The following is a 23,504-nucleotide window of genomic DNA, read 5'->3' on the forward strand; positions in this document are numbered from 1 at the left end:
TAACGCCGGCGGGATCCGCCCGGCGGCGGTCAGGGGCGGGGGCCGCGGAGGGCGCCTCGGGCCGGGAGGGATGTGGCCGCCAGGGTCAGGGCCACTGCGGCGGCCACGAAGGAGACGTAGACGACGGGCGGGACGTACGGGCCGGTGCCGGTCACGGCCCTGGTCAGCGGGATCAGCGTGGCCAGCGCGATCGCCGAGCCGAGGGTGACGCCGGCGCCGCTGACCAGCAGGGCTTCCCAGCGGAGCATCCGCAGCACCTGGCGGCGGGTGGAGCCGACCAGCCGCAGCATGCCCAGTTCGCGGCGGCGGTCGAGGACGGTCATCACCAGGGTGTTGGCGGCGGCGACGGCCGCGAAGCCGCCGAGGACGGCCGCCATGGTGGTGTTGGCCCAGGCGTTGACCTCGCGCTCCATGCTCCGCTCGGCGGTCCAGGCGGAAGCGGACAGTGCCGGGCCGAAGCCCGTGGGGAGCGGACCGCGGACCAGGAGTTCCGTGGGGCGGCCGGCGGTGGTGTGGCCGGCCAGGTCGGCGGCGGGGAGGGTGATCTCGCCGAGGCCGAGGCCGCGGGAGTAGACGGCCACGATCTCGGGGGTGGTGCGGGTGCCGTCCGGGAGGCGCAGGTCCATGCGGTCGCCGACGGCGGCGCGGTCGGCGTCGGCCAGGGTCCGGTCGACGGCGACCTTGCCGGGCGCCAGCCGGGCGAGGTCCCCGGAGAGCACGCCCAGGTCCTCGACGGTGGTGATGTCCCCGGTGACGCCCTGGGCGGAGGCGCTGTGGATCAGGCGCTCCGGTCCGGAGCCGACGACGGCGAGGACGGAGGTGCGGGTGAGCGCGACCGCCCCGGCCGCGACCGCCCGGTCCGTGTCGTGCGGGTCGGTGATGACGTGGTCGGCGAGCAGCCCGGCCTCCTGCTGCCGGCTCACGGCCCGGTCCTGGCTGGTGTGGAGGAAGACCAGGGTGGAGGAGAAGGCCATGGCGAGCACGATCGGGGTGATCGCGGAGGCGAGGCGGCGGGCGTTGGTACGGGAGTTGGCGGCGGCCAGCGAGCCGGCGGCGCCCGCGGCCCGCAGGGGCAGTCCGAAGAGCGCGGCGCAGGCGCGGGCGATCAGCGGGCCGAGCAGCGCGACGGCGAGCATGAAGAGCATGACGACGCCGAGCGCGGCGTTGGCGGCGTCGGGCCCGCTGCTGGTGGCGGCCAGGCTCGCGCACGCGGTGCCCCCGGCCACGGCGGCGAGGCCCAGCGGGGTACGGATCCACCCGGGCCCGAGGCGTTCCACGGCGGCCGCGGCGAGGGCCTGGCCGGGGCGGATGCGGGCGGGGCGGCGGGCGGCGGCCCAGCCGGCGAGCAGGGCGGTGACGATTCCGATGCCGACCGCGCTGACCAGGGGGATCCAGCCGATGGTCAGGTCCACGGCGGCCGGGATGGCGCCCTTCTCCTTGAGCTGTCCGAACCACCAGGAGGCGAGCGCGATGCCGGGTACGAGGCCCAGTGCGCCCGCGGCGGGTGCGACGAGCAGGGCTTCGGTGGCGACCGTGCGGCGGATCTGGCGCGGGGTGGCTCCGACGGCGCGCAGCAGGGCGAACTCGCGGGAGCGCTGGCCGACGGAGAGCGCGACGGTGCCCGCGGCGGTGAATACGGCGACGAGGGTGGCGATGCCGCCGAAGGAGCCTCCGAGGCCGGCCAGCATCTCCTTGGCGCCCGCGAGCTGCGGGTCCATGGCGCGGTCGGCGCCGGTCAGGACCTGGGCGCGGCCGTCCACGGCGGCCCGGACCCGTTCGGCGTCGGCCCCGAAGACCACGATGGCGTCGAGGGTTCCGGGGTGTCCGGAGAGGGCGCGCGCTTCGGCGTCGGAGAACCAGGCGCCGGGGCGGTCGGTGCGCCCGACGACCCGGAACTCCCGCTGTCCGGCGGGGGTGTCGAGGGTGACCCGGCCGTCCCCGTCCGAGGCGGGTCCGCCGCCGAGGACGACTTCGCCCGGGGCGGCCGGGGCGCGGCCCGCGCGCAGCTGCGCGGGGCTGAAGGCGGTGGAGCCCCAGCCGTACGCGTCGAAGGCCGGGCCGGGGGCGCCCGCGGTGTCCCGTACGGGGAACGCCACATCGGGCACGGCCCGTCCCAGCGGGGCCAGCCGGTCCAGGAGCGCGGCGTCCACCCGGGCGTGCTCGGGGACCTGCGCGGAGACGTCGTAGGCCCCCTCGCCGCTGCCCACGCGCAGGGTGACCCGCTGGTCGGCGGCGACCACGACGGGGGCTTCGGCGTACCGGGTCGGCGGGGTGCTCGCCCGGAGGCCGGACTCCAGGAGGAGTCCGCAGGCGGAGACGATGGCGACGGTCATGAGCAGGGCGACGAAGGTGCCGGCGAAGGCGGCGGGGCGCAGCCGCAGCGCCGCGCGGGCCAGGCCGTTGGGGCGCGGGGCCATCAGGCGGCCGCTCCCGCGAGCACCGGACCGGTGGTGGGACCGGTGGTGAGGGCGGTCATCCGGGCGGCGATCGCGGCGGTGGAGCTGCGCGGGAGCCGGTCGGTGATGAGGCCGTCGGCGAGGAAGAGCACCTGGTCGGCGTGGGCGGCGGCGCCGGGGTCGTGGGTGACCATGACGACGGTGGCTCCGAGGGAGTCGACGGCGGAGCGGAGCAGGCCGAGGACCTCGGCCGCGGTGGTGGTGTCGAGGGCGCCGGTGGGCTCGTCGGCGAAGATCACGTCGGGCCGGGTGACCAGCGCCCGGGCGATGGCGACGCGCTGCTGCTGGCCGCCGGAGAGTTCGGCGGGGCGGCGCCGGCCCTTGCCCCCGAGGCCGACGCGGTCGAGCAGGTCGGCGGCGCGGCCGTGGTCCTGGCGTCCGCCGGCGAGGCGCATGGGGAGCAGGACGTTCTGCTCGACGGTGAGCGAGGGCAGCAGGTTGAAGGCCTGGAAGACGAAGCCCAGGCGGCTGCGGCGCAGCTCGGTGAGCTGGTTCTCGTTCATGCCGGTGATCTCGGTGCCGCCGAGGCGGACGGAGCCCGCGGTGGGGACGTCGAGTCCGGCGGCGCACTGCAGGAAGGTGGACTTGCCGGAGCCGGAGGGGCCCATCACGGCGGTGAAGGTGCCGCGCGGCAGGCCGAGGTCGATGCCGCGCAGGGCGTGGACGGCGGCGGAGCCGCGCCCGTACTGCCTGCGGACGCCGCGCAGCTCGACGGCGGGGGCGGCGTCGTGCGTGGACCGCTGCCCGGCCTGTCGTTCGGCCTGTCGTCTGGTCCGCCGGAACCCCATGGTGTGCCGCCTTCCGCTGTGCGTCGTTGCCTGTGTGGTGACGGTCTCGACGCTACGGAGGGAGCGGTGGCGGGGACCATGACGGGACCTGGCGCATGTGTGGTGGGGTTTCCCCTACCACGCCCCACCGCGCCTCCCCCACCAAGGCCTGCCGCCCGGCAGGTCAGTCCCGGCGGATGAGCAGCAGGGCGCGGTCGTCGTTGACGTCCTTGGCGACCTTTTCGATCAGGTGCCAGGCCGCGCCCTCCCAGCCGGCGGCGACGTACCGGTCGGCCTCGCCGGTGAGTCGGTCCATGCCTTCGCTGATGTCGCGTTCGGAGGTCTCGACGAGCCCGTCGGTGAAGAGCATCAGGACGTCGCCGTGGCGCAGGTTGCCCCGGGCGGGTTCGAACTCCGCGCCGTCGTAGACGCCCAGCAGCGGGCCGTCGCCGGAGACCTCCTGCCAGCGCCCGGTGCCGGCGCAGAGCTGGAGCGCGGGCAGGTGGCCGGCGGACAGGAGTTCGTAGTCGCCGCTCTCCAGGTCCAGGACGAGGTGGATGGAGGTGGCGAAGCCCTCGTCCCAGTCCTGGCGCAGCAGGTAGCCGTTGGCGGCGGGCAGGAAGCCGTGCGGGGGCAGGGCGCCGAGGAGTCCGCCGAAGGCGCCGGAGAGCAGCAGGGCGCGGGAGCCGGCTTCCATGCCCTTGCCGGAGACGTCGGTGAGGACGATCTCCAGGGTGCGGCCGCCGTTGGTGCGGGCGGCGACGACGAAGTCGCCGGAGAAGGACTGGCCGCCGGCCGGGCGCAGGGCCATCTCGCGGTGCCAGCCGCGCGGCAGGGAGGGCAGCTTGCTCTGGACCCGGATGCGTTCGCGCAGGTCGAAGAGCATGGTGCCGCCGCGCCGCCAGGGCACGCCGACGCGGCTGCGGAACTGGGCGATGACCAGTCCGAAGAACCCGCAGGCGGCGACGACCAGCACGGTGCCGGGCGTGACCCGGGCCGGGCCCTGGGTGTACGGCCCGAGGACGAGGGCCTCGACGATGAGGGCGGCCGCGGAGGCCGCGTACAGCGCGAGCAGGCTGGCGGGGCGCAGCAGCAGGCCGCCGGCCACGATGGGCAGGACGAGGGCGGACGGGGAGAACCACACCGGCAGCATCAGCGTGCCGCAGGCGATGGCCGGGATGGTGAGCAGCAGGCCGCCGAAGGCGAGCCAATCGGAGGCGTCGCCGCGGAAGTAGTCGACGGCGGATTTGCGCAGGGCGGTGCGTGCCCGGTGCGACAGCATGCGCGTCCGGGCCAGGAGGGTCTCCACACGTGCTCCGGCCATTGCTTCGGGACCCTATCCATCCTGGCTGTGCGCGCGCAGGGGTACCCCCGGAGATGGGTCCATCGGCGACCGAAAAGAGATCGACCGGGACGGATTGCCCTGGTAAGGATGGCCGCATGGCTCTTGAGACGCGCGTATTGCAGGCTGATGAGTGGGATGTCTGGTATGACCACCTGGAACTGGCGTTCGGCGGGGTGCCCGAGTCCCCCGAGGAGCGGGACCTGTACAAGTCCCTGACGGAGACGAAACGATCCCTCGGCGTCTGGGACGGCGAGACGTGCGTGGGATCGGCCGGGGCCTTCTCCTTCCGGCTGTCCGTGCCGGGCGGGGCCCTCGTTCCCGCGGGCGGCGTCACGATGGTCGGCGTCTCCCCCACCCATCGCAGGCGGGGCGTGCTGACTTCGCTGATGCGGCGCCAATTGGACGACATCCGTGCGGGTGGCGAACCGCTCGCCGTGCTGACGGCCTCGGATCCGGCGATCTACGGGCGCTTCGGCTACGGCACGGCCACGTACGCGGTGTCCGTCGACATCGACACCACGCGCGTACGCCTCTCCGTGCCGCCGGGGACCGACGACGTACGCCTGCGGCTCGTCGATCCGCGCAAGGCGCTGGCCGACTGCGAGCGGGTCTACGCGATGCTGGTCGGGCGGCGGCCGGGGATGCCGGCCCGGCAGCCGGGCTGGGAGGAGCAGGGCGTGCTCGACCCGCCGGCGGGCCGGGGCGGCGGCTCCCCGCTGAAGTGCGTGGTGGCCGAGGGGGTGGACGGCGAGGTCGTCGGCTACGCCCGCTATCACGTCAAGCCCGACTGGGAGCAGACCGGTTCGGACGGCAAGGTCCAGGTGCGCGAGTTGAACGCGCTGGATCCGGCGGCGTACGCGGCGCTGTGGCGCTACCTCTTCGACATCGACCTGGCCTGGCGGGTGAGGGCGTACGGGCGGCCCGTGGACGATCCGGTGCTGCACCTGGTGAGTGACGAACGGCGGGCCCAGGTGCGCCGGCGCGACGCGCTGCACGTGCGGCTCGTGGACCTGCCGGCGGCGCTCCGGGCGCGGACGTACGGGGCCGCGGTGGACGTGGTGCTGGAGGTCGAGGACGCGTTCTGCCCGTGGAACGCGGGGCGCTGGCGGCTGGCCGTCGGCGCGGACGGGGCCGCCGCCTGTACCCGGACGGAGGATCCGGCGGACCTGGAGCTGTCGGTACGGGAGCTCGGCTCGGCCTACCTGGGCGGGGTCTCGCTGGCCTCGCTCGCCGCGGCCGGCCGGGTGCGCGAGGTGCGGGCGGGGGCCTTGGCGGCGGCCTCGCGGGCCTTCGCGGGGGACGTGGCCCCGTGGCTGCCGCACGGGTTCTAGGAGCCCCGCGGCCCCGGCCGTCCCGGGCCCTGGCCCTGGCCTTGCCTCCGGCCCTGGCCCTGGCCCTGGCCCTGGCCCTGGCCTAGCGGGCCTGGCAGCCCGGGCACCAGAAGAGGTTGCGGGCGGCGAGACCGGCGGTGCGGATCTCGCCCCCGCAGATGTGGCAGGGCATGTTCGCCCTCCGGTAGACGTACACCTCGCCCCCGTGGTCGTCCACCCTCGGCGGGCGGCCCATGGCCTCGGGCAGGTGCTCGTCGCGGACGGTGTCGATGCGGTTGTTGCGCACGCCCTCACGCATGAGCAGGACCAGGTCGGCCCAGATCGCGTCCCACTCGCGGCGGGTCAGGTCCTTGCCGAGGCGGTACGGGTCGATGCCGTGCCGGAAGAGCACCTCGGCGCGGTAGACGTTGCCGACGCCCGAGACGACCTTCTGGTCCATGAGCAGGGCGGCGACGGTGGTGCGGGAGCGGGAGATCCGGGCCCAGGCGCGGTCGGGGTCGTCGGCCGGGCGCAGCGGGTCGGGGCCGAGCCGGTCGTGTATCGCCTTCTTCTCGCCCTCGTCGATCAGGGCGCAGGCGGTGGGTCCGCGCAGGTCGGCGTAGTGCTCCTCGTTCAGCAGCCGCAGCCGGACCGTCTCGGTGGCGGGCGGGGCCGGGGCGGGGCCGAAGCCGAGCTTCCCGAAGAGGCCGAGGTGGATGTGGACCCAGGCGTCGCCGAGCTCCAGGAAGAGGTGCTTGCCGTGCGCCTCGGCGGATTCCAGCTCGCGCCCGTCGAGCAGGGCCGCGCTCTCGGCGAACCGGCCCTGCGGACTGCTCACCCGGACCGTGCGGGCGGCGAAGCGCTCGGTGTGGTCCCGGGCGAGGCGGTGGATCGTATGCCCCTCGGGCACGGCGGTACTCCTCGGAAAAGAAAAACCGGCCGCGCCGCCCCTGGAGGCGACGCGGCCGGAAGCGGGATCAGCCCTGCGGGTGGTGCGCCGGGATCGGGGGGAGCTCGCCGGTCTGCTCGTAGGCCGAGAGCATGTCGATGCGGCGGGTGTGGCGCTCCTCGTCGGAGTACGGCGTCTTCAGGAACGCGTCGATGAAGCTGACGACCTCGTCCTGGGTGTGCATGCGGCCGCCGACGGAGATGACGTTGGCGTTGTTGTGCTCGCGGCCGAGCTCGGCGGTCTGGACGCTCCACGCGAGGATGGCGCGGATGCCCTTGACCTTGTTCGCGGCGATCTGCTCGCCGTTGCCGGAGCCGCCGATCACGATGCCGAGGGAGCCGGCGTCCGCGGCCGTCTTCTCCGCGGCCCGCAGGCAGAACGGCGGGTAGTCGTCCACCGCGTCGTAGATGTGGGGCCCGCAGTCGACGGGCTCGTGGCCGTTGTTCTTGAGCCAGTCCACCAGGTGGTTCTTGAGCTCAAAGCCGGCATGGTCGGATCCGAGGTACACGCGCATGGATCGAGTGTGGCACGAGCGCACCCGCCGGGCGGCAGCGGGTGTCGCGTAAGTCACTTCTCAAGCTCAAGTAAACCCAAAGGACGCAGATGGGACACGGTGGGACCGAAGTCCCGGACGTTCGTCCCCTCGCAACGATCCGGACTGGGGTCTTCCGCCCTGCGTTCATCTCAGGTTTGAATGCCCGGGCTCGCAACCCGAGAACCTAAGGATCCGTCCATGAGTTCCACGACGACCCTTCAGAAGGCAGGCGACCCGACCGGTGAACCCGGTTCGGCCCAGCCCTCCGACGGTCTCAAGGCCGGTCTCAAGAACCGCCACCTGTCCATGATCGCCATCGGCGGTGTCATCGGCGCCGGCCTCTTCGTCGGCTCCAGCGGCGGCATCGCCAAGGCCGGCCCCGCCATCCTGCTCTCCTACGCGCTGGTCGGCGCGATGGTCGTCTTCGTCATGCGGATGCTGGGCGAGATGGCCGCCGCCAGCCCGAACTCCGGGTCCTTCTCCGCGTACGCCGACCGGGCGCTCGGCCGCTGGGCCGGCTTCTCCATCGGCTGGCTGTACTGGTTCTTCTGGGTCGTGGTCCTGGCCGTGGAGGCCACCGCCGGCGCCGTCATCCTCGAAAGCTGGGTCCCGGCCGTCCCGCAGTGGGCCTGGGCGCTGATCGTGATGGCCGTGCTGACGGTCACCAACCTCGGCTCGGTCGCCTCGTACGGCGAGTTCGAGTTCTGGTTCGCCGGCATCAAGGTGGTCGCCATCGGCGGCTTCGTGGTCATCGGCATGCTGGCCGTCTTCGGCGTGCTGCCGGGCTCGGACAACCCGGGTGCGGGCTTCGCCCACCTCACCGACACGGGCGGCTTCATGCCGAACGGCTGGGGCTCGGTCCTCACCGGTGTGCTGATGGTCGTCTTCTCCTTCATGGGCAGCGAGATCGTCACACTGGCCGCCGGCGAGTCCGAGGACCCGCGCCGCGCGGTCACCAAGGCCACCAACTCGGTGATCTGGCGGATCGGCGTCTTCTACCTGGGCTCGATCTTCATCGTGCTGACCCTGCTGCCGTGGAACGACAAGTCGATCACCGAGAAGGGCTCGTACGTCGCCGCCCTGGACTCGATCGGCATCGCGCACGCCGGCCAGATCATGAACGTGATCGTGCTGACGGCCGTGCTGTCCTGCCTGAACTCGGGCCTGTACACCGCCTCCCGCATGGCGTTCTCGCTGGGCGAGCGCGGTGACGCGCCGAAGGCCTTCGCCAAGGTGACCAAGCGCGGCGTGCCGACGGCCGCGATCCTGGGCTCCGTGGTCTTCGGCTTCGCCGCCGTCTACTTCAACTACGCCTTCAAGGACACGGTCTTCAGCTTCCTGCTGAACGCCTCGGGCGCCATCGCGCTGTTCGTGTGGCTGGTCATCTGCCTGACCCAGCTGCGGATGCGCGGGATCCTGATGCGCGAGGCCCCGGAGAAGGTGACGGTGAAGATGTGGTTCTTCCCGTACCTGACCTGGGCCACCGCCGCGATGATCACCTTCGTCCTGGGCTACATGGTCTACGACAAGGACAACCGCGAGACCGTCCTGCTGTCGCTGCTGGTGGCGGCCGTGGTGATCGTCATCGGCGTGGTCCGCGACGTACGCCGCAAGGCCGCCGCCCGCCTCTCCGCGTAAGCGGGGGCGGCGCGGACGCGCCTGCGCGCCCGGCGCGGGCGCAGGCACGCGGGCGCGCAGGCGCCGCACGACGACAGCAGCCCCGGACCGCCGCTCGCGGTCCGGGGCTGCTGTGCGCGGTCCGGGCGGTCAGCCGCGGCGGAGGAGCTTCCACGCGGCGGGCAGCAGGCCCATCGCCAGTGCGGCCTTGAGCGCGTCGCCGATCAGGAACGGGGTCAGGCCGGCCGCGACGGCCGCGCCGAAGGACATCCCGGTGGCCAGCGCGAGGTAGGGGACGCCGACGGCGTAGATCAGCGCGGAGCCCAGCACCATCGCGCCCGCCGCACGCGGGACGGAGCGGTCGGCGCCGCGCCGCGCGAGGGCGCCGACGACGGTGGCGGCCAGCAGCATGCCGAGCACGTAGCCGAAGGAGGCACCGCCCGCTCCGGAGGTGCCGCCCGCGAACCACGGCACGCCGGCCATGCCGACCAGGGCGTAGAGGGCGAGCGAGAGGAAGCCGCGGCGGGCGCCGAAGGCGGAGCCGACGAGGAGGGCCGCGAAGGTCTGCCCGGTGACGGGGACCGGGGAGCCGGGGACGGGAACGGCGATCTGCGCGGCCAGGCCCGTGAGCACGGCCCCGCCGGCGACGAACGCGATGTCGCGGACGCGGCTCGCGGGCAGGAGGTCGGCGAGGACGGCGCCGGGCCGGAAGGATACGGAAGCAGTGCTCATCGGGGACTCCGCGGGAGGCTGGTGTCGACAGGACGATCACCGACGTTAGTCCCGGGTCCGCGGCCGCATCAGCGTCGCCCGGGACAAAGCCGCACTCCCCGGTTTGGTGGGGAGTAAACAAACCCACTGGTTCACACCCGAGTTGAAGTGATCCGCATCACGAGCCAGAACCGATAACACGTCCGTTTTGCACGGATGGGTGCTCTCCGGGGAGACTGTAGGGTCCCTCCAACTGTCGCGGAGCCCCCACCGCCGCCAGGCCACAGAGAGTACGAGCACCCCTCATGCGCGACCCCCTGCCCGAACCGCCCTCCGGCACGGGCGGGCTCCCTCCGGAGCCCCTCAGCCACAGCCTCAAGCAGCGCCACCTGACCATGCTGGGCCTCGGCGGCGTGATCGGCGCCGGGCTCTTCGTCGGCTCCGGAGCCGGCATCACGATCGCCGGTCCCGCGATCATCCTCTCGTACCTGCTCGCGGGCGTCCTCGCGATGCTGGTGATGCGCGCGCTCGGCGAGATGTCCGCGGCGATGCCCGCCTCCGGCTCCTTCTCCGTCTACGCGGAGAAGGCGCTCGGCCGCTGGGCCGGCTTCTCGGCGGGCTGGCTGTACTGGTTCCTGCTGGTCGTGGTGCTGGCCGTGGAGGCCACCGCCGCGGCGAAGATCGCGAACGGCTGGCTGCCCTCGGTGGACCAGTGGGTCTGGGTGCTCGTCTTCATGGTGGTCTTCACCGTGAGCAACCTGGCCGCCGTACGGAACTTCGGCGAGTTCGAGTTCTGGTTCGCCGCCCTGAAGGTCGGCGCGATCGTGCTGTTCCTGATCCTCGGCACGCTGGCCGTCTTCGGCTTCCTCCCGGACACCGACCCGGTCGGCATGGCCAATCTGACCGGCCAGGGCGGCTTCTTCCCGAACGGCGCGAGCGGTGTGGTCGCCGGCATGCTGGCCGTCGTCTTCGCCTTCGGCGGCCTGGAGGTCGTCACCATCGCGGCCGCCGAGTCGGACGACCCGGCCAGGTCCGTGGCCCGCGCGGTGCGCAGCGCCGTGTGGCGCATCCTCTTCTTCTACGTCGGCTCGATGCTGGTCATCGTGACCCTGCTGCCGTGGGACTCGCTGGCCCCGGGCCAGAGCCCGTACGTGGCCGTCCTCGACTCGATCGGCATCGCGCACGCCGGGCAGATCATGGACGTCGTGATCTTCGTGGCGCTGCTGTCGGCGCTCAACGCGAACCTGTACGGGTCCTCGCGCATGGTGTTCTCGCTCGCGGAGCGGGGCGAGGCGCCGAGGTCCTTGCTGAAGGTGTCGGGCGGCGGGGTGCCGCGCCGGGCGGTCTTCGCCTCGGTGGCCTTCGGGTTCGTCTCGGTCGTGCTGAACCTGCTGTGGCCGGACACGATCTTCCTCTACATGCTCAACGCGGTGGGCGCGGTGCTGATCTTCGTGTGGGCGCTGATCGCGGTCTCACAGCTGAAGCTGCGCCGCATGATCGAGCGGGAGATGCCGGAGCGGCTGACGCTGCCGATGTGGCTGTTCCCGTACGCGACGTGGGCCGCGCTGATCGCGATGGCCACCGTGCTGGTCCTGATGCTGTTCGACGATTCGGCGCGCCCTCAGCTGCTGTGGTCCTCGGGGGCGGCGGGCGCGGTGCTGCTGGTGGCGTGGATCCGGGAGGTCCGGGAGGGCCGGGCAGTCCGGGCCGAGCGGCCCTGACGGAGCCGATGTGTCGGAACGGGCCCGGGACCTTCGTCCCGGGCCCGTTCTCGTGTGCGGACGGATGATCACGTCCCGTGAACCGGGTGTCCGGATGCTGGACGGTAAGTGTCCGATAAACGGACGATGGGCAGACTGGGGCACCTCACCCCGTCCACCCGCACACCGGACAGGCACCACTCCCATGAGCCACAGCACCCTGACCCCGCCCGAGCAGCAGAGCGCGGACCCCGCGACCACCGAGGGGCCGGCTGACGGATCCTCGCCCCTGGGCAACGGACTCAAGCAGCGCCATCTCTCGATGATCGCCCTCGGCGGCGTCATCGGCGCGGGCCTCTTCGTGGGCTCCGGCGCCGGCATCGCGGCCGCCGGCCCCTCGATCGTGCTCGCGTACGCGGCGTCCGGCCTGCTCGTGATGTTCGTGATGCGGATGCTCGGCGAGATGTCCGCGGCGAACCCGGCCTCCGGCTCCTTCTCGGTGCACGCGGACCGGGCCATCGGCCCGTGGGCGGGCTTCACGGCCGGCTGGATGTTCTGGACGCTGCTGTGCGTGGGCGTCGCCATCGAGGCGATCGGCGCGGCGCACATCATGACGGGCTGGTTCCCGGGCACCCCCTCGTGGATGTGGGTGCTGGTCTTCATGGCGGTGTTCTGCGGCTCGAACCTGGCCGCCGTCTCCCACTTCGGCGAGTTCGAGTTCTGGTTCGCCGCCCTGAAGATCGGCGCGATCGGGCTCTTCCTGGGCCTGGGCGTGCTGGCCGTCATGGGCGTGCTGCCCGGCACCGACTCCCCCGGCTCGGCCAATCTGCTCCACGACGGCGGCTTCCTGCCCAACGGCGTGGACGGACTGCTGGTCGGCCTGCTCGCCTCCGTCGTCGCCTACGGCGGCCTGGAGACGGTGACCATCGCCGCCGCCGAGTCGAAGAATCCGGTCAAGGGCGTCGCCAAGGCCGTGAAGACCACCATGTGGCGGATCGCCATCGTCTACGTCGGCTCGATGCTGGTCATCGTCACGCTGCTGCCGTGGAACGACCCGGCGGTCACCGCCGACGGCCCGTACGCGGCCACCCTGAACCACCTGGGCATCGAGAACGCCGGCCAGGTCATGAACGTGGTCATCCTGATCGCCCTGCTGTCCGCGATGAACGCGAACATCTACGGCTCCTCGCGCATGGCCTACTCGCTGGTCGCCCGCGGCCAGGGCCCCAAGGCGCTGGGCAAGCTCACCGGCCGGGTCCCGCGCCGCGCGGTGCTCGCCTCCTCCGGCTTCGGCTTCGTCACCGTGCTGCTGTCGTACTGGTACCCGGACACCCTCTTCGCCTGGCTGCTGAACATGGTCGGCGGCGTCATCCTCGTCGTCTGGGGCTTCATCGCCGTCTCGCAGTTCGTGCTGCGGCGCCGCACGGAGCGCGAGGCCCCCGAGAAGCTCGTCGTGAAGATGTGGGGCTTCCCCTATCTGACGTGGGTCGCGGTCGCCGGCCTCGTCGGCGTCCTGGTCCTGATGGCCCTGGGCGAGGACACCCGGATCCAGCTCGTCTTCACCGGCGGCCTCACCCTCGCGCTGGCCGCCACCGGCTACGCCGTGCAGCGCCGGGCGGCGGCGCGCGAAGCGGCGTAGCCCCCTCTCAACACCCCCCGGAACACCTCCCGGAAGCCGGGCCCGTGCGATCGCACGGGCCCGGCTTCCGGCGTTGCGGAGGTCCCCGCAAGAGAGGCAACCCTTATGTGAGCTGCGGAATAGATACTGCTAGCGTGCAGTTGCGCATTGATTGCAATAAGCAGTTGGCTCGCTGAGGGGACCGGATAACACGCATGGCCATCTACACGCTGCCTGAGCTTCCTTACGACTACGCGGCTCTCGAGCCGGTGATCAACCCGCAGATCATCGAGCTGCACCACGACAAGCACCACGCGGCCTACGTCACGGGCGCCAACAACACGCTGGAGCAGCTGGCGGAGGCGCGCGAGAAGGAGAACTGGGGCGCGCTGAACGGCCTGGAGAAGAACCTGGCGTTCCACCTCTCCGGGCACATCCTGCACAGCATCTACTGGCACAACATGGCCAGCCCGAAGACCGGCGAGGGCGGCGGCGAGCCCACCGCGGCCGACGGCCTGGGCGACCTGGCCGACGCGATCACCGAGTCGTTCGGCTCCTTCGCCAAGTTCCGCAAGCAGCTGACCTTCGCGTCCTCCGCGACGCAGGGCTCCGGCTGGGGCGTGCTCGCGTACGAGCCCGTCAGCGGCCGCCTGATCGTCGAGCAGATCTACGACCACCAGGGCAACGTCGGCGTGGCCAGCACCCCGGTCCTCGTCTTCGACGCCTGGGAGCACGCCTTCTACCTTCAGTACAAGAACCAGAAGGTGGACTTCATCGAGGCCATGTGGAACGTCGTCAACTGGCAGGACGTGGCCAAGCGCTACGCCGACGCCAAGGCGAACACCCCGCTGCTGATCCCCGCCAAGGGCTGATCGGCGCCACCAGCCCTCCCCCAGCTACCGCTGGGAGGTGCCCCCGGGTCTCGTGATCGTCTTCTCAACTTTCACCCCGGGGGCGTGTCCACCAGAAGGCCCCCGCGAGGACGTGACTCGCGGGGGCCTTCTGTATCCACCATACGGTCGGCCTCGCCGAGCAGCCGTGAAGTCGCTGGCCAGGCCCGGCTCGTGGAGCCGGGCCTCGCGCGCAAATGGGGACCGAACTCGGATTCCCCGCAATGAAGGCTCCAGCGTTGTGCACCTGGAAGCGTTGATCTCCTCTGCCCCGTTTGTGGAACAGACTCCCAGTCGGGCCGGTGTACGGCCCGCTGGGTGGTTGACGCTTCGCAGCCTGCCCAACGGCTAAGGCTCCACGTCCTGCAACCGCCGATCCGGCGGCCGTACTGCTGGGTGATATCAGCTTGATTATCGCCGATGCCGGAACTGAGCGTAGCGCAAACCGGCCCTTCGCAGCTCGGGTTCGAGAATGCGTTGCACTCCCGCCTGAAGGGCGGCATCACCGGCAGCCGCGCCACCCACACGAGCTCCCCGACAGCGGGGTACGCACCGCGGCCCGAGGGCCGTCCACAGCGGGGGCACCACCACGCAAGCTGCCCGCGGCACCCGGTCTCGGGGGCGTGCGGGCAGGCCGGCGTGCGCTGCGTTGTCGTTCGGTATCCCGGGCTCTGCCCGGCCGCCGCTGCGGCCGAGCGGTTCCTCGCGCATGCTCTCGTGCGTCGGGCTGGTCCCCATAGGGGGACGTTAAGGGGGGAAGGGGACACCCGCCTCCCGGGAGGAGCCCTCCGGAGGACTCTCCGGACTACTTAAGAGGTGTTCCGTAATTCAGGCGGCGTCGATCTTGAGGTGATGACTTCGGGAGCGCTGCGGTATGTGCCGTCGCCGATTGCCAGTCGGTGACCTGTGACTTGCTTGAACTGCTCACGCACTGTGTCGTAAGGCAGCTATTTTAGTGAGGGGAGGTGACGGTGATGCAGGCTGCCCAGCCGAGGAAGTTCCGGGGGAAGAACAAGGCCCCGAAGTGGACCAAGCCAGACGACGGGATCGTGTCGGTGATGGTGCTGCCGCTGGCCGTCACCGATCCCGCCGACCTCGCCCGGCTGGAGAAGCTGTTCGGGGCGATGTGGTCGGTCAAGCGTGCCGTCCAGCTGGATGCCCGCGCCAAGGTGGACGCCTACTGGGCCGCGTACCGCGAGCGGGAGGAGCAGGGGGCGAAGGTCGTAGGGCAGCGCCTGGGCTTGTCCCGTGAGGGTCTGGAGTGCTGCGCGTACAAGCATGTGGAGGAATCGGGGCACCTGAAGCACCACGCCTCCAAGGCCCTGGCCATGCATATGGCCGATGCGGTGTGGACCGGCGTACAGCGACACCTCTTCCCCGACGCCACCGGCCAGCGCTTCGGCCGCCCGAAGATCGGCAACTGGCACGACTTCACCCGCATCCCCGGCCGCGCCCGATCCCACACCACCGAGAACAAATGGGACCTTCCGCCTGGTCGGCACCCTCCACGGCCACTCCACGGCCTACACCGACGGCGGCCGGCACGCGCTGATGCAGCCCCGCCTGATGCCGAAGCCCACGATCCCGGATGTCCGCGTGCCCACGGGCAAGGTCACCGCCTCGGGCAAGCCCGCCACTCGGAAGGCGACGTGGTGGGACCACACCGGCCCCCTCGCCGTCGTCTTCGCCGGAGGACCCGAAAGTGCCCGTGGTGATCTCGTACTTCCGGTACGCATCCCGCAGCAGCCCGGCCAGTGGACGCGGGTGCGGCACTTCCTCTCCCACCCCGGCTGCTGGCACAAGGTGGACCTCATCCGCCGCCGCAAGGCCGGTGCGCCGGGCGGCTGGGTGTATGAGGCGCACCTCATGATCCTTGCTCCCGGATACACCGCGCCCAGCGTGCGGGCCATGCGTGACCGCGCCGTCCAGCTCGACCGTATCGGCGGGGTGGACGGCAACGTCTCCAACCTCTCCGTCGTCTCCTTCCCCGCCGCCCTCACCGACGGCAAGCCCGTCTCCACCGAGATCACGCTCACCGATACCGAGCAGGCCCTGTTGGAGAGGCAGGCGAAGAAGCGGCGGGACCGTGCGCGGGCGCTGGAGCGCTCCCGCCGGGCGACGAACGCCGCGCAGTACGGCCTGTCGAAGAAGCAGGCCAAGCACGCCGCCCGGAGGAAGGCGCATGGCCTCAAGCCGAAGACGGTCAACGTTCCTGGTGGTGCCCGCGTTGCCCGGTCCGATGGAGTGCCAAAGCAGGCGTTCCGCCGTGACCGACTCTCCGCCAACTACCGGGAGCAGCGGGCCCGCCAGGTCGAACACGCCGTCGGCATCGCCGAGCACCGCCGTCACCGCGCCCGCCTGGTGGCCCGGGAGATCATCGCCGCCCACGGTCCCGTACTCGTGGTCGAGGACTGCGACATCCGCACCTGGTACCGGCTGTGGGGCAAGCGCCTGTCACAGACCACGCCGGGCATGCTGATCTCGGCCCTCAAAGTGGAGTGCGAGGCGGCCGGTGGTCGACTGGTCCGGGCCTCCACCTGGTCAACGGCCCTGTCGCAGCACTGTCTGTGCGGTGAGCGGGTACGCAAGAGCCTGCGGGACCGTGAGCACAAGTGCACCGCGTGCGGCCTCACCGGCAAGCGGGACCTCGTATCCGCCGCGCTGGCCGCGTTCGTCCGCTTCACCGACGTAGACGACCCCACGACCGCATACTTGGACACCGCCATGTCCCGGCACGCACAGATCACCTACGCACAAGCGCTGGAAGAAGCGCTGCGGGAGTCAACCACACCGAGCCCGAAACCGCTCCGGCGGCCGGGTCGCGTGGCAGTCCCACGGCAGCAACGCCGTGAGACCCCTGCTCCCCGAACCGCCGGACAGCGGCACCGAGCGACCCCGGATGAGTCACGCTCGCGTGGCCACGCCGGAAAGCCCGGTCCCCGCACCGCGTGCAGTCCACAGCTCACCCTCTGGTGAATTGCGGATCAAGTCTTAGTCGAAGATCGGGCCCTGGGTGCGGGTGCGCTTGATCTCGTAGAAGCCGGGGGTGGAGGCGACCAGCAGGGTGCCGTCCCACAGACGGGCCGCGGCCTCGCCGCGCGGGGCCGGGGTGACGACCGGCCCGAAGAAGGCCACTTCCTCGCCGTCGGCGCCGGGAACGGAGATCACCGGGGTGCCGACCTCCTGGCCGACCCGGTTGATGCCGTCGTTGTGCGAGTCGCGCAGCACTTCGTCGTACTCGTCGGAGTCGGCGTAGTGGATCAGCTCGGCGGGCAGGTCGAGCTCGGCCAGCGCCTCGACGATCGCCTCGCGGGTCGGGCCCTGGCCCTCGTTGTGGAAGCGGGTCCCGATCGCCGTGTAGAGCTTGCCGGTGACCTCGTTGCCGAACTTCTGCTGGGCGGCGACGACCACGCGCACGGGGGCCCAGCCCTTGGGGCCGAGCATCTCGCGGTAGCGCTCGGGCAGTTCGTCGAGCCTGTTCTCGTTCAGCACGGCGAGGCTCATGACGTGCCAGCGGACCTCGACGTCACGGACCTTCTCGACCTCCAGCATCCAGCGGGACGTCATCCAGGCCCAGGGGCAGAGCGGGTCGAACCAGAAGTCGACAGGGGTCTTCTCGTGCACCTGGGTGTCAGCCATGTCTCTCCTCAGATCGGAACGTTCCTCCCTGGCCAACCGGCCAGCCCGCACACGCATTCCCCCGTGGGAGGATTCGTTCAGGTATCGCGATCACGCACGAAGGAGTGCACGTGCCCGGAGAAAATCTGTCCCGTGACGAGGCCCGCCAGCGGGCCGAACTGCTGTCCGTCGACGGGTACGAGGTGGTCCTCGATCTGAGGTCCGCGGCGGACGAGGCCGAACCGGCCGAGGGCCCCCGGACGTTCCGTTCGGTGACCACCATCCGTTTCCGGGCCGCCGCGGCGGGAGTCTCGACCTTCGCCGACCTCATCGCCCCCTCGGTGAACTCGGTCACACTCAACGGGCGCGGGCTCGACGCGGCCGCCGTGTTCGACGGCTCGCGGATCGCCCTGGAGGACCTGGCCCCCGAGAACGTCCTGGTGGTGGACGCCAACTGCGCCTACAGCCGGACCGGCGAGGGCATGCACCGCTTCGTGGACCCGGAGGACGGCGAGGTCTACCTCTACACCCAGTACGAGCCGGCCGACGCCCGGCGGGTGTACGCGAACTTCGAGCAGCCGGACCTCAAGGCCCCGTACCGCTTCGAGGTGACCGCGCCCGAGGGCTGGCAGGTCTGGAGCAACGGCGCCGAGGAGTCCCGCGAGGGGCTGACCCGCCGCTTCGCCGAGACCGCGCCGATCTCCACCTACATCACGTGCGTGGTCGCGGGTCCGTACCACTACGTGACGGACACCTACGCGCGCGGGGACCTGACGATCCCGCTCGGCGCGATCTGCCGCAAGGGGCTGGCCAAGCACTTCGACGCGGACGAGGTGTTCCTCGTCACGAAGCAGGGCTTCGACCTGTTCCACGAGATCTTCGACTACCCGTACCCCTTCGGGAAGTACGACCAGGCCTTCGTGCCGGAGTACAACCTGGGCGCGATGGAGAACCCGGGGATGGTGACCTTCCGGGAGGAGTACATCTTCCGCGGGAAGGTCACGCAGGCCTCCTACGAGCGGCGCGCGAACACCATCCTGCACGAGATGGCGCACATGTGGTTCGGCGACCTGGTCACCATGAAGTGGTGGGACGACCTGTGGCTGAAGGAGTCCTTCGCGGACTTCATGGGCTCCTTCGCGCTGGTCGAGGCCACCCGCTTCGACCAGGCGTGGGTCACCTTCGCCAACAGCCGCAAGGCGTGGGCCTACCGGGCCGACCAGCTGCCGTCCACGCACCCGATCACGGCCGACATCCGTGACCTGGAGGACGCGAAGCTGAACTTCGACGGCATCACCTACGCCAAGGGCGCGGCGGTGCTCAAGCAGCTCGTGGCGTACGTGGGCCGGGACGCGTTCCTGGAGGGCGCGCGGCGCTACTTCAAGGCCAACGCGTACGGGAACACCACGCTGGACGACCTGCTGTCGGTCCTCGCGGAGGTTTCCGGGCGCGATATGGCCGAATGGTCGCGGGCCTGGCTGCAGACGGCCGGCGTCAACGCGCTGACCCCGGTGGTGACCTGTGACGCGGGCGGCCGGGTGACCGAGCTGGCGGTGCTCCAGGACGGCGCGGAGCTGCGCCCGCACCGGGTCGCGGTGGGCCTGTACCGGCTGGACGCGGACGGCGCGCTGGTGCGCTACGCGCGGGCCGAGGCGGACGTGGCCGGGGCGCGGACGGTCGTCGGCGAGCTGGCCGGGCAGGAGGAGCCCGCCCTCGTGCTCGTCAACGACGACGACCTCACCTACTGCAAGATCCGCTTCGACCCGGTGTCGCTGGCCACGCTGCGCACGCACCTGGGCTCGGTGGCCGATCCGCTGACCCGCGCGCTGTGCTGGTCCGCGCTGTGGAACCTGACGCGCGACGCGCTGATGCCCGCGCGGGACTTCGTCTCGCTCGTCCTGGCCCACTCGGGCCGGGAGACCGACGTCGGCGTGCTCCAGATGCTGCACGCGCAGGTGCGGACGGCGGTCAACCACTACGCGGATCCCCAGTGGCGGGAGCAGGGCGGCAAGGTGCTCGCCGCGTGCGCCCTCCAGGAGCTGCGCTTCGCGGAGCCGGGGTCGGAGCACCAGCTCACGTGGGCCCGCTTCTTCGCGGCGGGCGCCGCGACCGAGGGCGACTTCCAGCTGCTGCTGGGGCTGCTCGACGGATCGGCGCGGATCGACGGGCTGGAGGTGGACCAGGAGCTGCGCTGGGACTTCCTGCTGCCGCTGGCCGCGCACGGGGCGATCGGCGAGGAGGCCCTCGCCGCCGAACTGGCGCGCGACGACACGGCGTCGGGCAAGCGGCACCAGGTGCGCTGCCTGGCGGCGCGGCCGTCGGCGGCGGTCAAGGACCAGGCGTGGGCCGCGGTGGTGGAGTCGGACGCGCTGTCGAACGCGCTGGTCGAGGCCACGATCGCGGGAATGCAGCAGCCCTCCCAGCGGGCCCTGCTGGCCGGGTTCACGCAGCCGTACTTCGCGGCCATCGAGCGGCTGTGGGCGGACCGGTCGATCCAGATCGGCATGGACGTGGTGCGGGGCCTGTACCCGGCGCTCCAGGACTCCCGGGCGACGGTGGACGCCACCGACGCCTGGCTGAGCGCGCACGAGTCGGCTCCGCCGGCCCTGCGCCGTCTGGTGCTGGAGTCCCGGGACGACCTGGCCCGCGCGCTGCGCGCCCAGCACTGCGACGCGACCGCCGGCGCGGGCAAGTAACCCTCTGGCCTGCGCTTCACGCGCCGGCGGGGCCGGATTTCCCCGGCCCCGCCGGCGTTTTGCGTCCCGGAGGCGAACGGCGGTATCGGCATTCGAACGCCCGTACTTTAGCCCCGGCTTGTCCCGATTTGTCGACGAGCGTGTAACAGGGGTTAGCAAGGCCATGGCCTGAGGGAATCACCGCGTCATGAACCACAACGCGCCCCTCCCCCTCGCCCACCTCGCCGACAACCGCCCCCGCGTGCTGTCGCTGGCCCAGCTCCGCGAGCACGGCGTCTCGGCCTCCGACGCCGCCGAGCGGGCCTGGCAGCAGATCCTGCCCGGGGTGTTCCTGCTCCACTCCGGCCCCGCGACCAGCGAGGAGCGGCTGCACGCGGCGCTGCTCTACGCGGGGCGGCGCGGCGACGAAGCCATGATCACCGGGCTGGCGGCCCTCGCGCTGTACCGGTTCTCCTCCGCCCCCGCCCTGCTCGGCCTCCCGCACATCGACGTCCTCGTGCCGAACACCCGCCGGCTGCGCTCCACCGGGCAGGTCCGCATCGTCCGGGCCCACACCCCGCCCCGCCCGATGGAGGTCACCGGGCTCCCGGTCGCTCCGGTGGCCCGCGCCGTCGCCGACGCCGTAGCCCAGCTCTCCGACGCCGGCACGGTCCGCCGCCTGCTCAGCGAGGCCGTGCGCGGCGGGCACTGCGAACCGGCCGCCGTGGTGCGCGAGCTGACGGTGGCCCGGCTGCTGAACCGGCCGCACGTCGTGGACGCCGTCGAGTCGCTGCTCGCGGAGGGCCGGGCCATCGCCGAGGACCGGCTGTACCAGCTCGTACGGGGCTTCGAGCTCCCCGAGCCGGTCTGGAACGTGGACCTGCGGCTGCCCGGCGGCCCGCACCTGGGCGGGGTCGACGCGTACTGGCCCGAGCACGCGGTCGCCCTGGAGATCGACACCCGCGCCCCGCGCCAGGGCGAGGACGAGGAGTGGTCGGAGTCGGTCCGCAAGCGGGAGACCCTGGAGCGGTGCGGGGTGACCGTCCTGCACATCACCCCGCGCAAGCTCCGCGACTGGCCCGAGCAGCAGGCGGCGGTCGTGCGGACCGCACTCACGGCCTCCGGGGACCGCGAGCCCGCCGCCTACCTGGTCGTACTGCCCAGGTGAGGCCGCCACGGCACAGGGGGCCCGGGCAGCGCCGGATTGGCCGGCGAGTACTCCGGGGCGCTCCACAGAAGCCGCCCCGGGTGCGAGCTCTCCACCACCGCGTCGACGCGGAAGCGGACCCGCCGCTCCCCGTGGGGCCCGAACTCGGGCTCGGCCCGCCCGCTGAGCTGCAGCAGCGCCCCGCTCTCCCAGTCCGGGAACAGCAGCCCGGCCCGCGGGTCGGCCAGCAGGTTCCCCAGCGTCAGGAACATCGTGTTGCCCGTGTAGTCGGGCCAGACCAGCTCGGTCGGGGACAGCACCTCCACGAAGCCCGGCATTCCGCCCCGATGGCTCGCGTCGGCCCCGTCCTCCTCGGCGGTGGTGGCGACGAAGAAGGTGTCGGCGGCGCGGACGGCCCGTTCCTGGTCGGGGGTGAGCGCGCCCCCGCGCCGCACGACACCGGCTCCTTCGGCGGCGAGCCGGACAGGCTGCCGCTTCTGGAGGTACTTGGGGCAGTTGGCGAAGACCTGCTCGGCCGCCACCGCGAACCCGCCCCGGGCCGACGCCACGGTTCCGTTGAGGCGCATCCGGCGCCGGGTGCGCGGATCGAGGGAGATGGTTCCGATCCGGGTGCCCTCGGTGGCCAGCGCCTCGGCGAGCGGATCCCCCTCGGGCACCCCGCCGGCGACCTCGATCCGGTCCGGCCCGGTGGCCCGTACGAAACCGGGGGCGCCGGTCGGCATCGAGGCCCACAGCCGGCCGCCCGCGTCGGCGGCGCCGACGACCAGGTGCGGCTGCTGCTCCAGGAAGGCCGCGGCCACGTCCTTGATGTACGGGGTGACCGAGCGGCCCACGTGGACGGCGTGCTCGCGGACGCCGACCCGGTCCTGCACGGCCAGCGAACCCCAGTGGTACCCGGACATTAGAAGAACCCGCAGGTCGGGGCCCCTGTGGTGGGGGCGTCGGAGCCTTCGGCGCCGACCGGCGCGGAGATCTCCAGGCGGGTTCCGTCCGGGTCGTGGAAGAAGATCCCGCCCGAGGCCGCGCCCTCCCCGTGGGGGACGACCCCGTCGTACTTGAAGTCGACGCCCGAGCTCCGCAGCCGCTCCTCGTACGCCCGGACCTCCTCGATGCCGTCGACGGAGAGCGCGAGGTGGTGCAGTCCGGCCGCGGCGGGCGCGTACCGGCCCTCCGCCTGCTGCCACAGCGTGAGGACCAGCTCGCCGTCCTGGCCGAGGAAGGCGTACCGCCGCTCCTCCTCCTTGCCCTCGCCGAGCAGCTCGAAGCCCAGGGAGCCCTGGTAGAAGGCAAGCGAGCGGGCGAGGTCGGTGACGTTCAGCCCCACGTGGCCGGTGCGCAGCTTGCTGGTGACGGCTGTCATGTCGGGTTCCTTCCCTCGGAAACATCTAACCTTCTACTGAGAGATTAAAGGTTAGACATGGGCCCGTCAACCGCTCACGTACCCTTGAGGGGTTAGCGGCGCGAGGAGGCGTACATGACGACGGCGGACCCACGACCCCTGACCGGCGAACCGGTGGCCCTGGACCTGCTGAACACGCGCTGGATGGCGGAGGGCGAACCCGTCGACCTCTTCGCCGGGGCCTTCGGACTCACCCGCGTCGAGGGGCTCGCGGTCTGGCTGGAGAGCACCGGACTGGCCGGCCGCTTCCGCGCGGACGCCGCGACCCTGGTCCACCTGCTCACCGCCCGGGAGTCCCTGGCCCGCGCCGTCGCCGATCCGGCCGACGGGAGCGCCCGCGCCCTGGTCGACGCCGTCCTGGACCACGGGCGGATCCGCGCCACCCTGACCGCCGAAGGCCCCGGCGAGCGGGCCGAGTTCGACGACCCCTCCTGGGGGCCGGCCTGGACGGCCGCCCGCGACTACCTGGAGCTACTGGGATCCGATCCCGGCCGGATCCGCAAGTGCGCCTCCGAGACGTGCGTCCTGCACTTCCACGACGTCTCGCGCAACGGCACCCGGCGCTGGTGCTCGATGTCGGCCTGCGGAAACCGGGCGAAAGCCTCTCGCCATTACGCGCGCACGCGCGAGCGCTGAACGCCCCGAAGTTGTCACACCCGATCTGAGACCGGCGCACACCCCGGCGGCGCCGACCGGTCAGGAAGTCTACAAATAGATCTTTGACCCCGAAGGTTCGTACCGGAACA

At 71.9% G+C, this 23,504-nt stretch carries 19 protein-coding genes; 10 read left to right on the forward strand and 9 right to left on the reverse strand.

What is annotated here, in order from left to right; translation table 11 throughout:
• Positions 1-29 precede the first annotated feature (29 nt).
• The 3 genes from DRB96_RS12925 to DRB96_RS12935 form a co-directional block, all read right to left on the reverse strand.
• Positions 30-2,417, reverse strand: coding sequence for an FtsX-like permease family protein (locus DRB96_RS12925; RefSeq protein ID WP_112448585.1), 2,388 nt, complete (start codon positions 2,415-2,417; stop codon positions 30-32).
• The gene (locus DRB96_RS12930) at positions 2,417-3,244 is read right to left on the reverse strand and encodes an ABC transporter ATP-binding protein (protein WP_112448586.1); all 828 of its coding nucleotides are present in this window, start codon (positions 3,242-3,244) and stop codon (positions 2,417-2,419) included. The genes DRB96_RS12925 and DRB96_RS12930 overlap by 1 nt, the downstream gene beginning before the upstream one ends.
• Positions 3,245-3,407: 163 nt before the next feature.
• Positions 3,408-4,547 (reverse strand): PP2C family protein-serine/threonine phosphatase, encoded by a 1,140-nt coding sequence (locus DRB96_RS12935; RefSeq protein ID WP_112448587.1) that lies wholly within the window; start codon positions 4,545-4,547, stop codon positions 3,408-3,410.
• 116 nt (positions 4,548-4,663) lie between these two features.
• Between DRB96_RS12935 and DRB96_RS12940 the strand changes: the two genes are divergently transcribed.
• A complete protein-coding gene (locus DRB96_RS12940) occupies positions 4,664-5,899 on the forward strand; it encodes a GNAT family N-acetyltransferase (protein ID WP_112448588.1) in 1,236 nt (411 codons plus the stop codon).
• Positions 5,900-5,981: 82 nt separating this feature from the next.
• Here DRB96_RS12940 and DRB96_RS12945 read toward each other — a convergent pair whose 3' ends face one another.
• Entirely contained in the window at positions 5,982-6,788 is an 807-nt protein-coding gene (locus tag DRB96_RS12945; protein WP_112448589.1) for a DNA-formamidopyrimidine glycosylase family protein, read from the reverse strand.
• Positions 6,789-6,855: 67 nt separating this feature from the next.
• Positions 6,856-7,341 (reverse strand): ribose-5-phosphate isomerase, encoded by a 486-nt coding sequence (locus DRB96_RS12950; protein WP_112448590.1) that lies wholly within the window; start codon positions 7,339-7,341, stop codon positions 6,856-6,858.
• 219 nt (positions 7,342-7,560) lie between these two features.
• On the opposite strand from DRB96_RS12950, the gene DRB96_RS12955 reads away from it, so the two are divergent.
• Positions 7,561-9,000: an amino acid permease gene (locus DRB96_RS12955; protein ID WP_112448591.1), complete on the forward strand. Its 1,440-nt coding sequence runs from the start codon at positions 7,561-7,563 to the stop codon at positions 8,998-9,000.
• Positions 9,001-9,129: 129 nt separating this feature from the next.
• Here the strand turns inward: DRB96_RS12955 and DRB96_RS12960 are convergent, their stop codons facing one another.
• Complete coding sequence (locus DRB96_RS12960) at positions 9,130-9,711, reverse strand: biotin transporter BioY (protein WP_112448592.1); 582 nt, start codon at positions 9,709-9,711, stop codon at positions 9,130-9,132.
• 284 nt (positions 9,712-9,995) lie between these two features.
• On the opposite strand from DRB96_RS12960, the gene DRB96_RS12965 reads away from it, so the two are divergent.
• The 5 genes from DRB96_RS12965 to DRB96_RS12985 all read left to right on the forward strand — a co-directional run bounded on the left by DRB96_RS12965 (position 9,996) and on the right by DRB96_RS12985 (position 16,874).
• Positions 9,996-11,411: an amino acid permease gene (locus DRB96_RS12965; RefSeq protein ID WP_112448593.1), complete on the forward strand. Its 1,416-nt coding sequence runs from the start codon at positions 9,996-9,998 to the stop codon at positions 11,409-11,411.
• A 184-nt stretch (positions 11,412-11,595) separates the two neighbouring features.
• Positions 11,596-13,029 (forward strand): amino acid permease, encoded by a 1,434-nt coding sequence (locus DRB96_RS12970; protein ID WP_112448594.1) that lies wholly within the window; start codon positions 11,596-11,598, stop codon positions 13,027-13,029.
• A gap of 194 nt (positions 13,030-13,223) precedes the next feature.
• Positions 13,224-13,880, forward strand: a complete 657-nt coding sequence (locus DRB96_RS12975; RefSeq protein WP_112448595.1) for a superoxide dismutase — start codon at positions 13,224-13,226, stop codon at positions 13,878-13,880.
• Between the two features lie 983 nt (positions 13,881-14,863).
• Positions 14,864-15,613 carry a hypothetical protein gene (locus DRB96_RS42875; protein WP_162689064.1) on the forward strand — a complete coding sequence of 250 codons (750 nt, stop codon included), beginning with the start codon at positions 14,864-14,866 and terminating at the stop codon, positions 15,611-15,613.
• Positions 15,495-16,874 (forward strand): zinc ribbon domain-containing protein, encoded by a 1,380-nt coding sequence (locus DRB96_RS12985; protein ID WP_162688563.1) that lies wholly within the window; start codon positions 15,495-15,497, stop codon positions 16,872-16,874. The genes DRB96_RS42875 and DRB96_RS12985 overlap by 119 nt, the downstream gene beginning before the upstream one ends.
• 15 nt (positions 16,875-16,889) lie before the next feature.
• On the opposite strand, the gene DRB96_RS12990 is transcribed toward DRB96_RS12985, so the two are convergent.
• Positions 16,890-17,537: a DsbA family protein gene (locus DRB96_RS12990; protein ID WP_112448598.1), complete on the reverse strand. Its 648-nt coding sequence runs from the start codon at positions 17,535-17,537 to the stop codon at positions 16,890-16,892.
• 110 nt (positions 17,538-17,647) lie between these two features.
• Between DRB96_RS12990 and pepN the strand changes: the two genes are divergently transcribed.
• The gene (pepN, locus tag DRB96_RS12995; protein ID WP_112448599.1) at positions 17,648-20,212 is read left to right on the forward strand and encodes an aminopeptidase N; all 2,565 of its coding nucleotides are present in this window, start codon (positions 17,648-17,650) and stop codon (positions 20,210-20,212) included.
• A gap of 187 nt (positions 20,213-20,399) precedes the next feature.
• On the forward strand, positions 20,400-21,359 hold the full coding sequence (locus DRB96_RS13000; RefSeq protein WP_112448600.1) for a hypothetical protein: 960 nt from the start codon (positions 20,400-20,402) through the stop codon (positions 21,357-21,359).
• On the opposite strand, the gene DRB96_RS13005 is transcribed toward DRB96_RS13000, so the two are convergent.
• Positions 21,335-22,261: a pyridoxamine 5'-phosphate oxidase family protein gene (locus DRB96_RS13005; protein WP_112448601.1), complete on the reverse strand. Its 927-nt coding sequence runs from the start codon at positions 22,259-22,261 to the stop codon at positions 21,335-21,337. The two genes, DRB96_RS13000 and DRB96_RS13005, sit on opposite strands and share 25 nt — an antisense overlap.
• Positions 22,261-22,719: a VOC family protein gene (locus DRB96_RS13010; RefSeq protein WP_112448602.1), complete on the reverse strand. Its 459-nt coding sequence runs from the start codon at positions 22,717-22,719 to the stop codon at positions 22,261-22,263. Before DRB96_RS13010 ends, DRB96_RS13005 begins: the two co-directional genes overlap by 1 nt.
• A 114-nt stretch (positions 22,720-22,833) precedes the next feature.
• On the opposite strand from DRB96_RS13010, the gene DRB96_RS13015 reads away from it, so the two are divergent.
• A complete protein-coding gene (locus tag DRB96_RS13015; RefSeq protein ID WP_112448603.1) occupies positions 22,834-23,394 on the forward strand; it encodes a CGNR zinc finger domain-containing protein in 561 nt (186 codons plus the stop codon).
• Positions 23,395-23,504: the final 110 nt, after the last annotated feature.

The sequence above is a fragment of the Streptomyces sp. ICC1 genome, assembly GCF_003287935.1.
Lineage (GTDB): Bacteria > Actinomycetota > Actinomycetes > Streptomycetales > Streptomycetaceae > Streptomyces > Streptomyces tritrimontium.

Bases quoted from the DNA above. Each gene is read 5' to 3' on its own strand.
- DRB96_RS12925 (WP_112448585.1), bottom strand. From the start codon at position 2,417: ATGGCCCCGCGCCCCAACGGCCTGGCCCGCGCGGCGCTGCGGCTGCGC.
- DRB96_RS12930 (WP_112448586.1), bottom strand. From the start codon at position 3,244: ATGGGGTTCCGGCGGACCAGACGACAGGCCGAACGACAGGCCGGGCAG.
- DRB96_RS12935 (WP_112448587.1), bottom strand. From the start codon at position 4,547: ATGGCCGGAGCACGTGTGGAGACCCTCCTGGCCCGGACGCGCATGCTG.
- DRB96_RS12940 (WP_112448588.1), top strand. From the start codon at position 4,664: ATGGCTCTTGAGACGCGCGTATTGCAGGCTGATGAGTGGGATGTCTGG.
- DRB96_RS12950 (WP_112448590.1), bottom strand. From the start codon at position 7,341: ATGCGCGTGTACCTCGGATCCGACCATGCCGGCTTTGAGCTCAAGAAC.
- DRB96_RS12955 (WP_112448591.1), top strand. From the start codon at position 7,561: ATGAGTTCCACGACGACCCTTCAGAAGGCAGGCGACCCGACCGGTGAA.
- DRB96_RS12960 (WP_112448592.1), bottom strand. From the start codon at position 9,711: ATGAGCACTGCTTCCGTATCCTTCCGGCCCGGCGCCGTCCTCGCCGAC.
- DRB96_RS12965 (WP_112448593.1), top strand. From the start codon at position 9,996: ATGCGCGACCCCCTGCCCGAACCGCCCTCCGGCACGGGCGGGCTCCCT.
- DRB96_RS12970 (WP_112448594.1), top strand. From the start codon at position 11,596: ATGAGCCACAGCACCCTGACCCCGCCCGAGCAGCAGAGCGCGGACCCC.
- DRB96_RS12975 (WP_112448595.1), top strand. From the start codon at position 13,224: ATGGCCATCTACACGCTGCCTGAGCTTCCTTACGACTACGCGGCTCTC.
- DRB96_RS12990 (WP_112448598.1), bottom strand. From the start codon at position 17,537: ATGGCTGACACCCAGGTGCACGAGAAGACCCCTGTCGACTTCTGGTTC.
- DRB96_RS13000 (WP_112448600.1), top strand. From the start codon at position 20,400: ATGAACCACAACGCGCCCCTCCCCCTCGCCCACCTCGCCGACAACCGC.
- DRB96_RS13005 (WP_112448601.1), bottom strand. From the start codon at position 22,261: ATGTCCGGGTACCACTGGGGTTCGCTGGCCGTGCAGGACCGGGTCGGC.
- DRB96_RS13010 (WP_112448602.1), bottom strand. From the start codon at position 22,719: ATGACAGCCGTCACCAGCAAGCTGCGCACCGGCCACGTGGGGCTGAAC.
- DRB96_RS13015 (WP_112448603.1), top strand. From the start codon at position 22,834: ATGACGACGGCGGACCCACGACCCCTGACCGGCGAACCGGTGGCCCTG.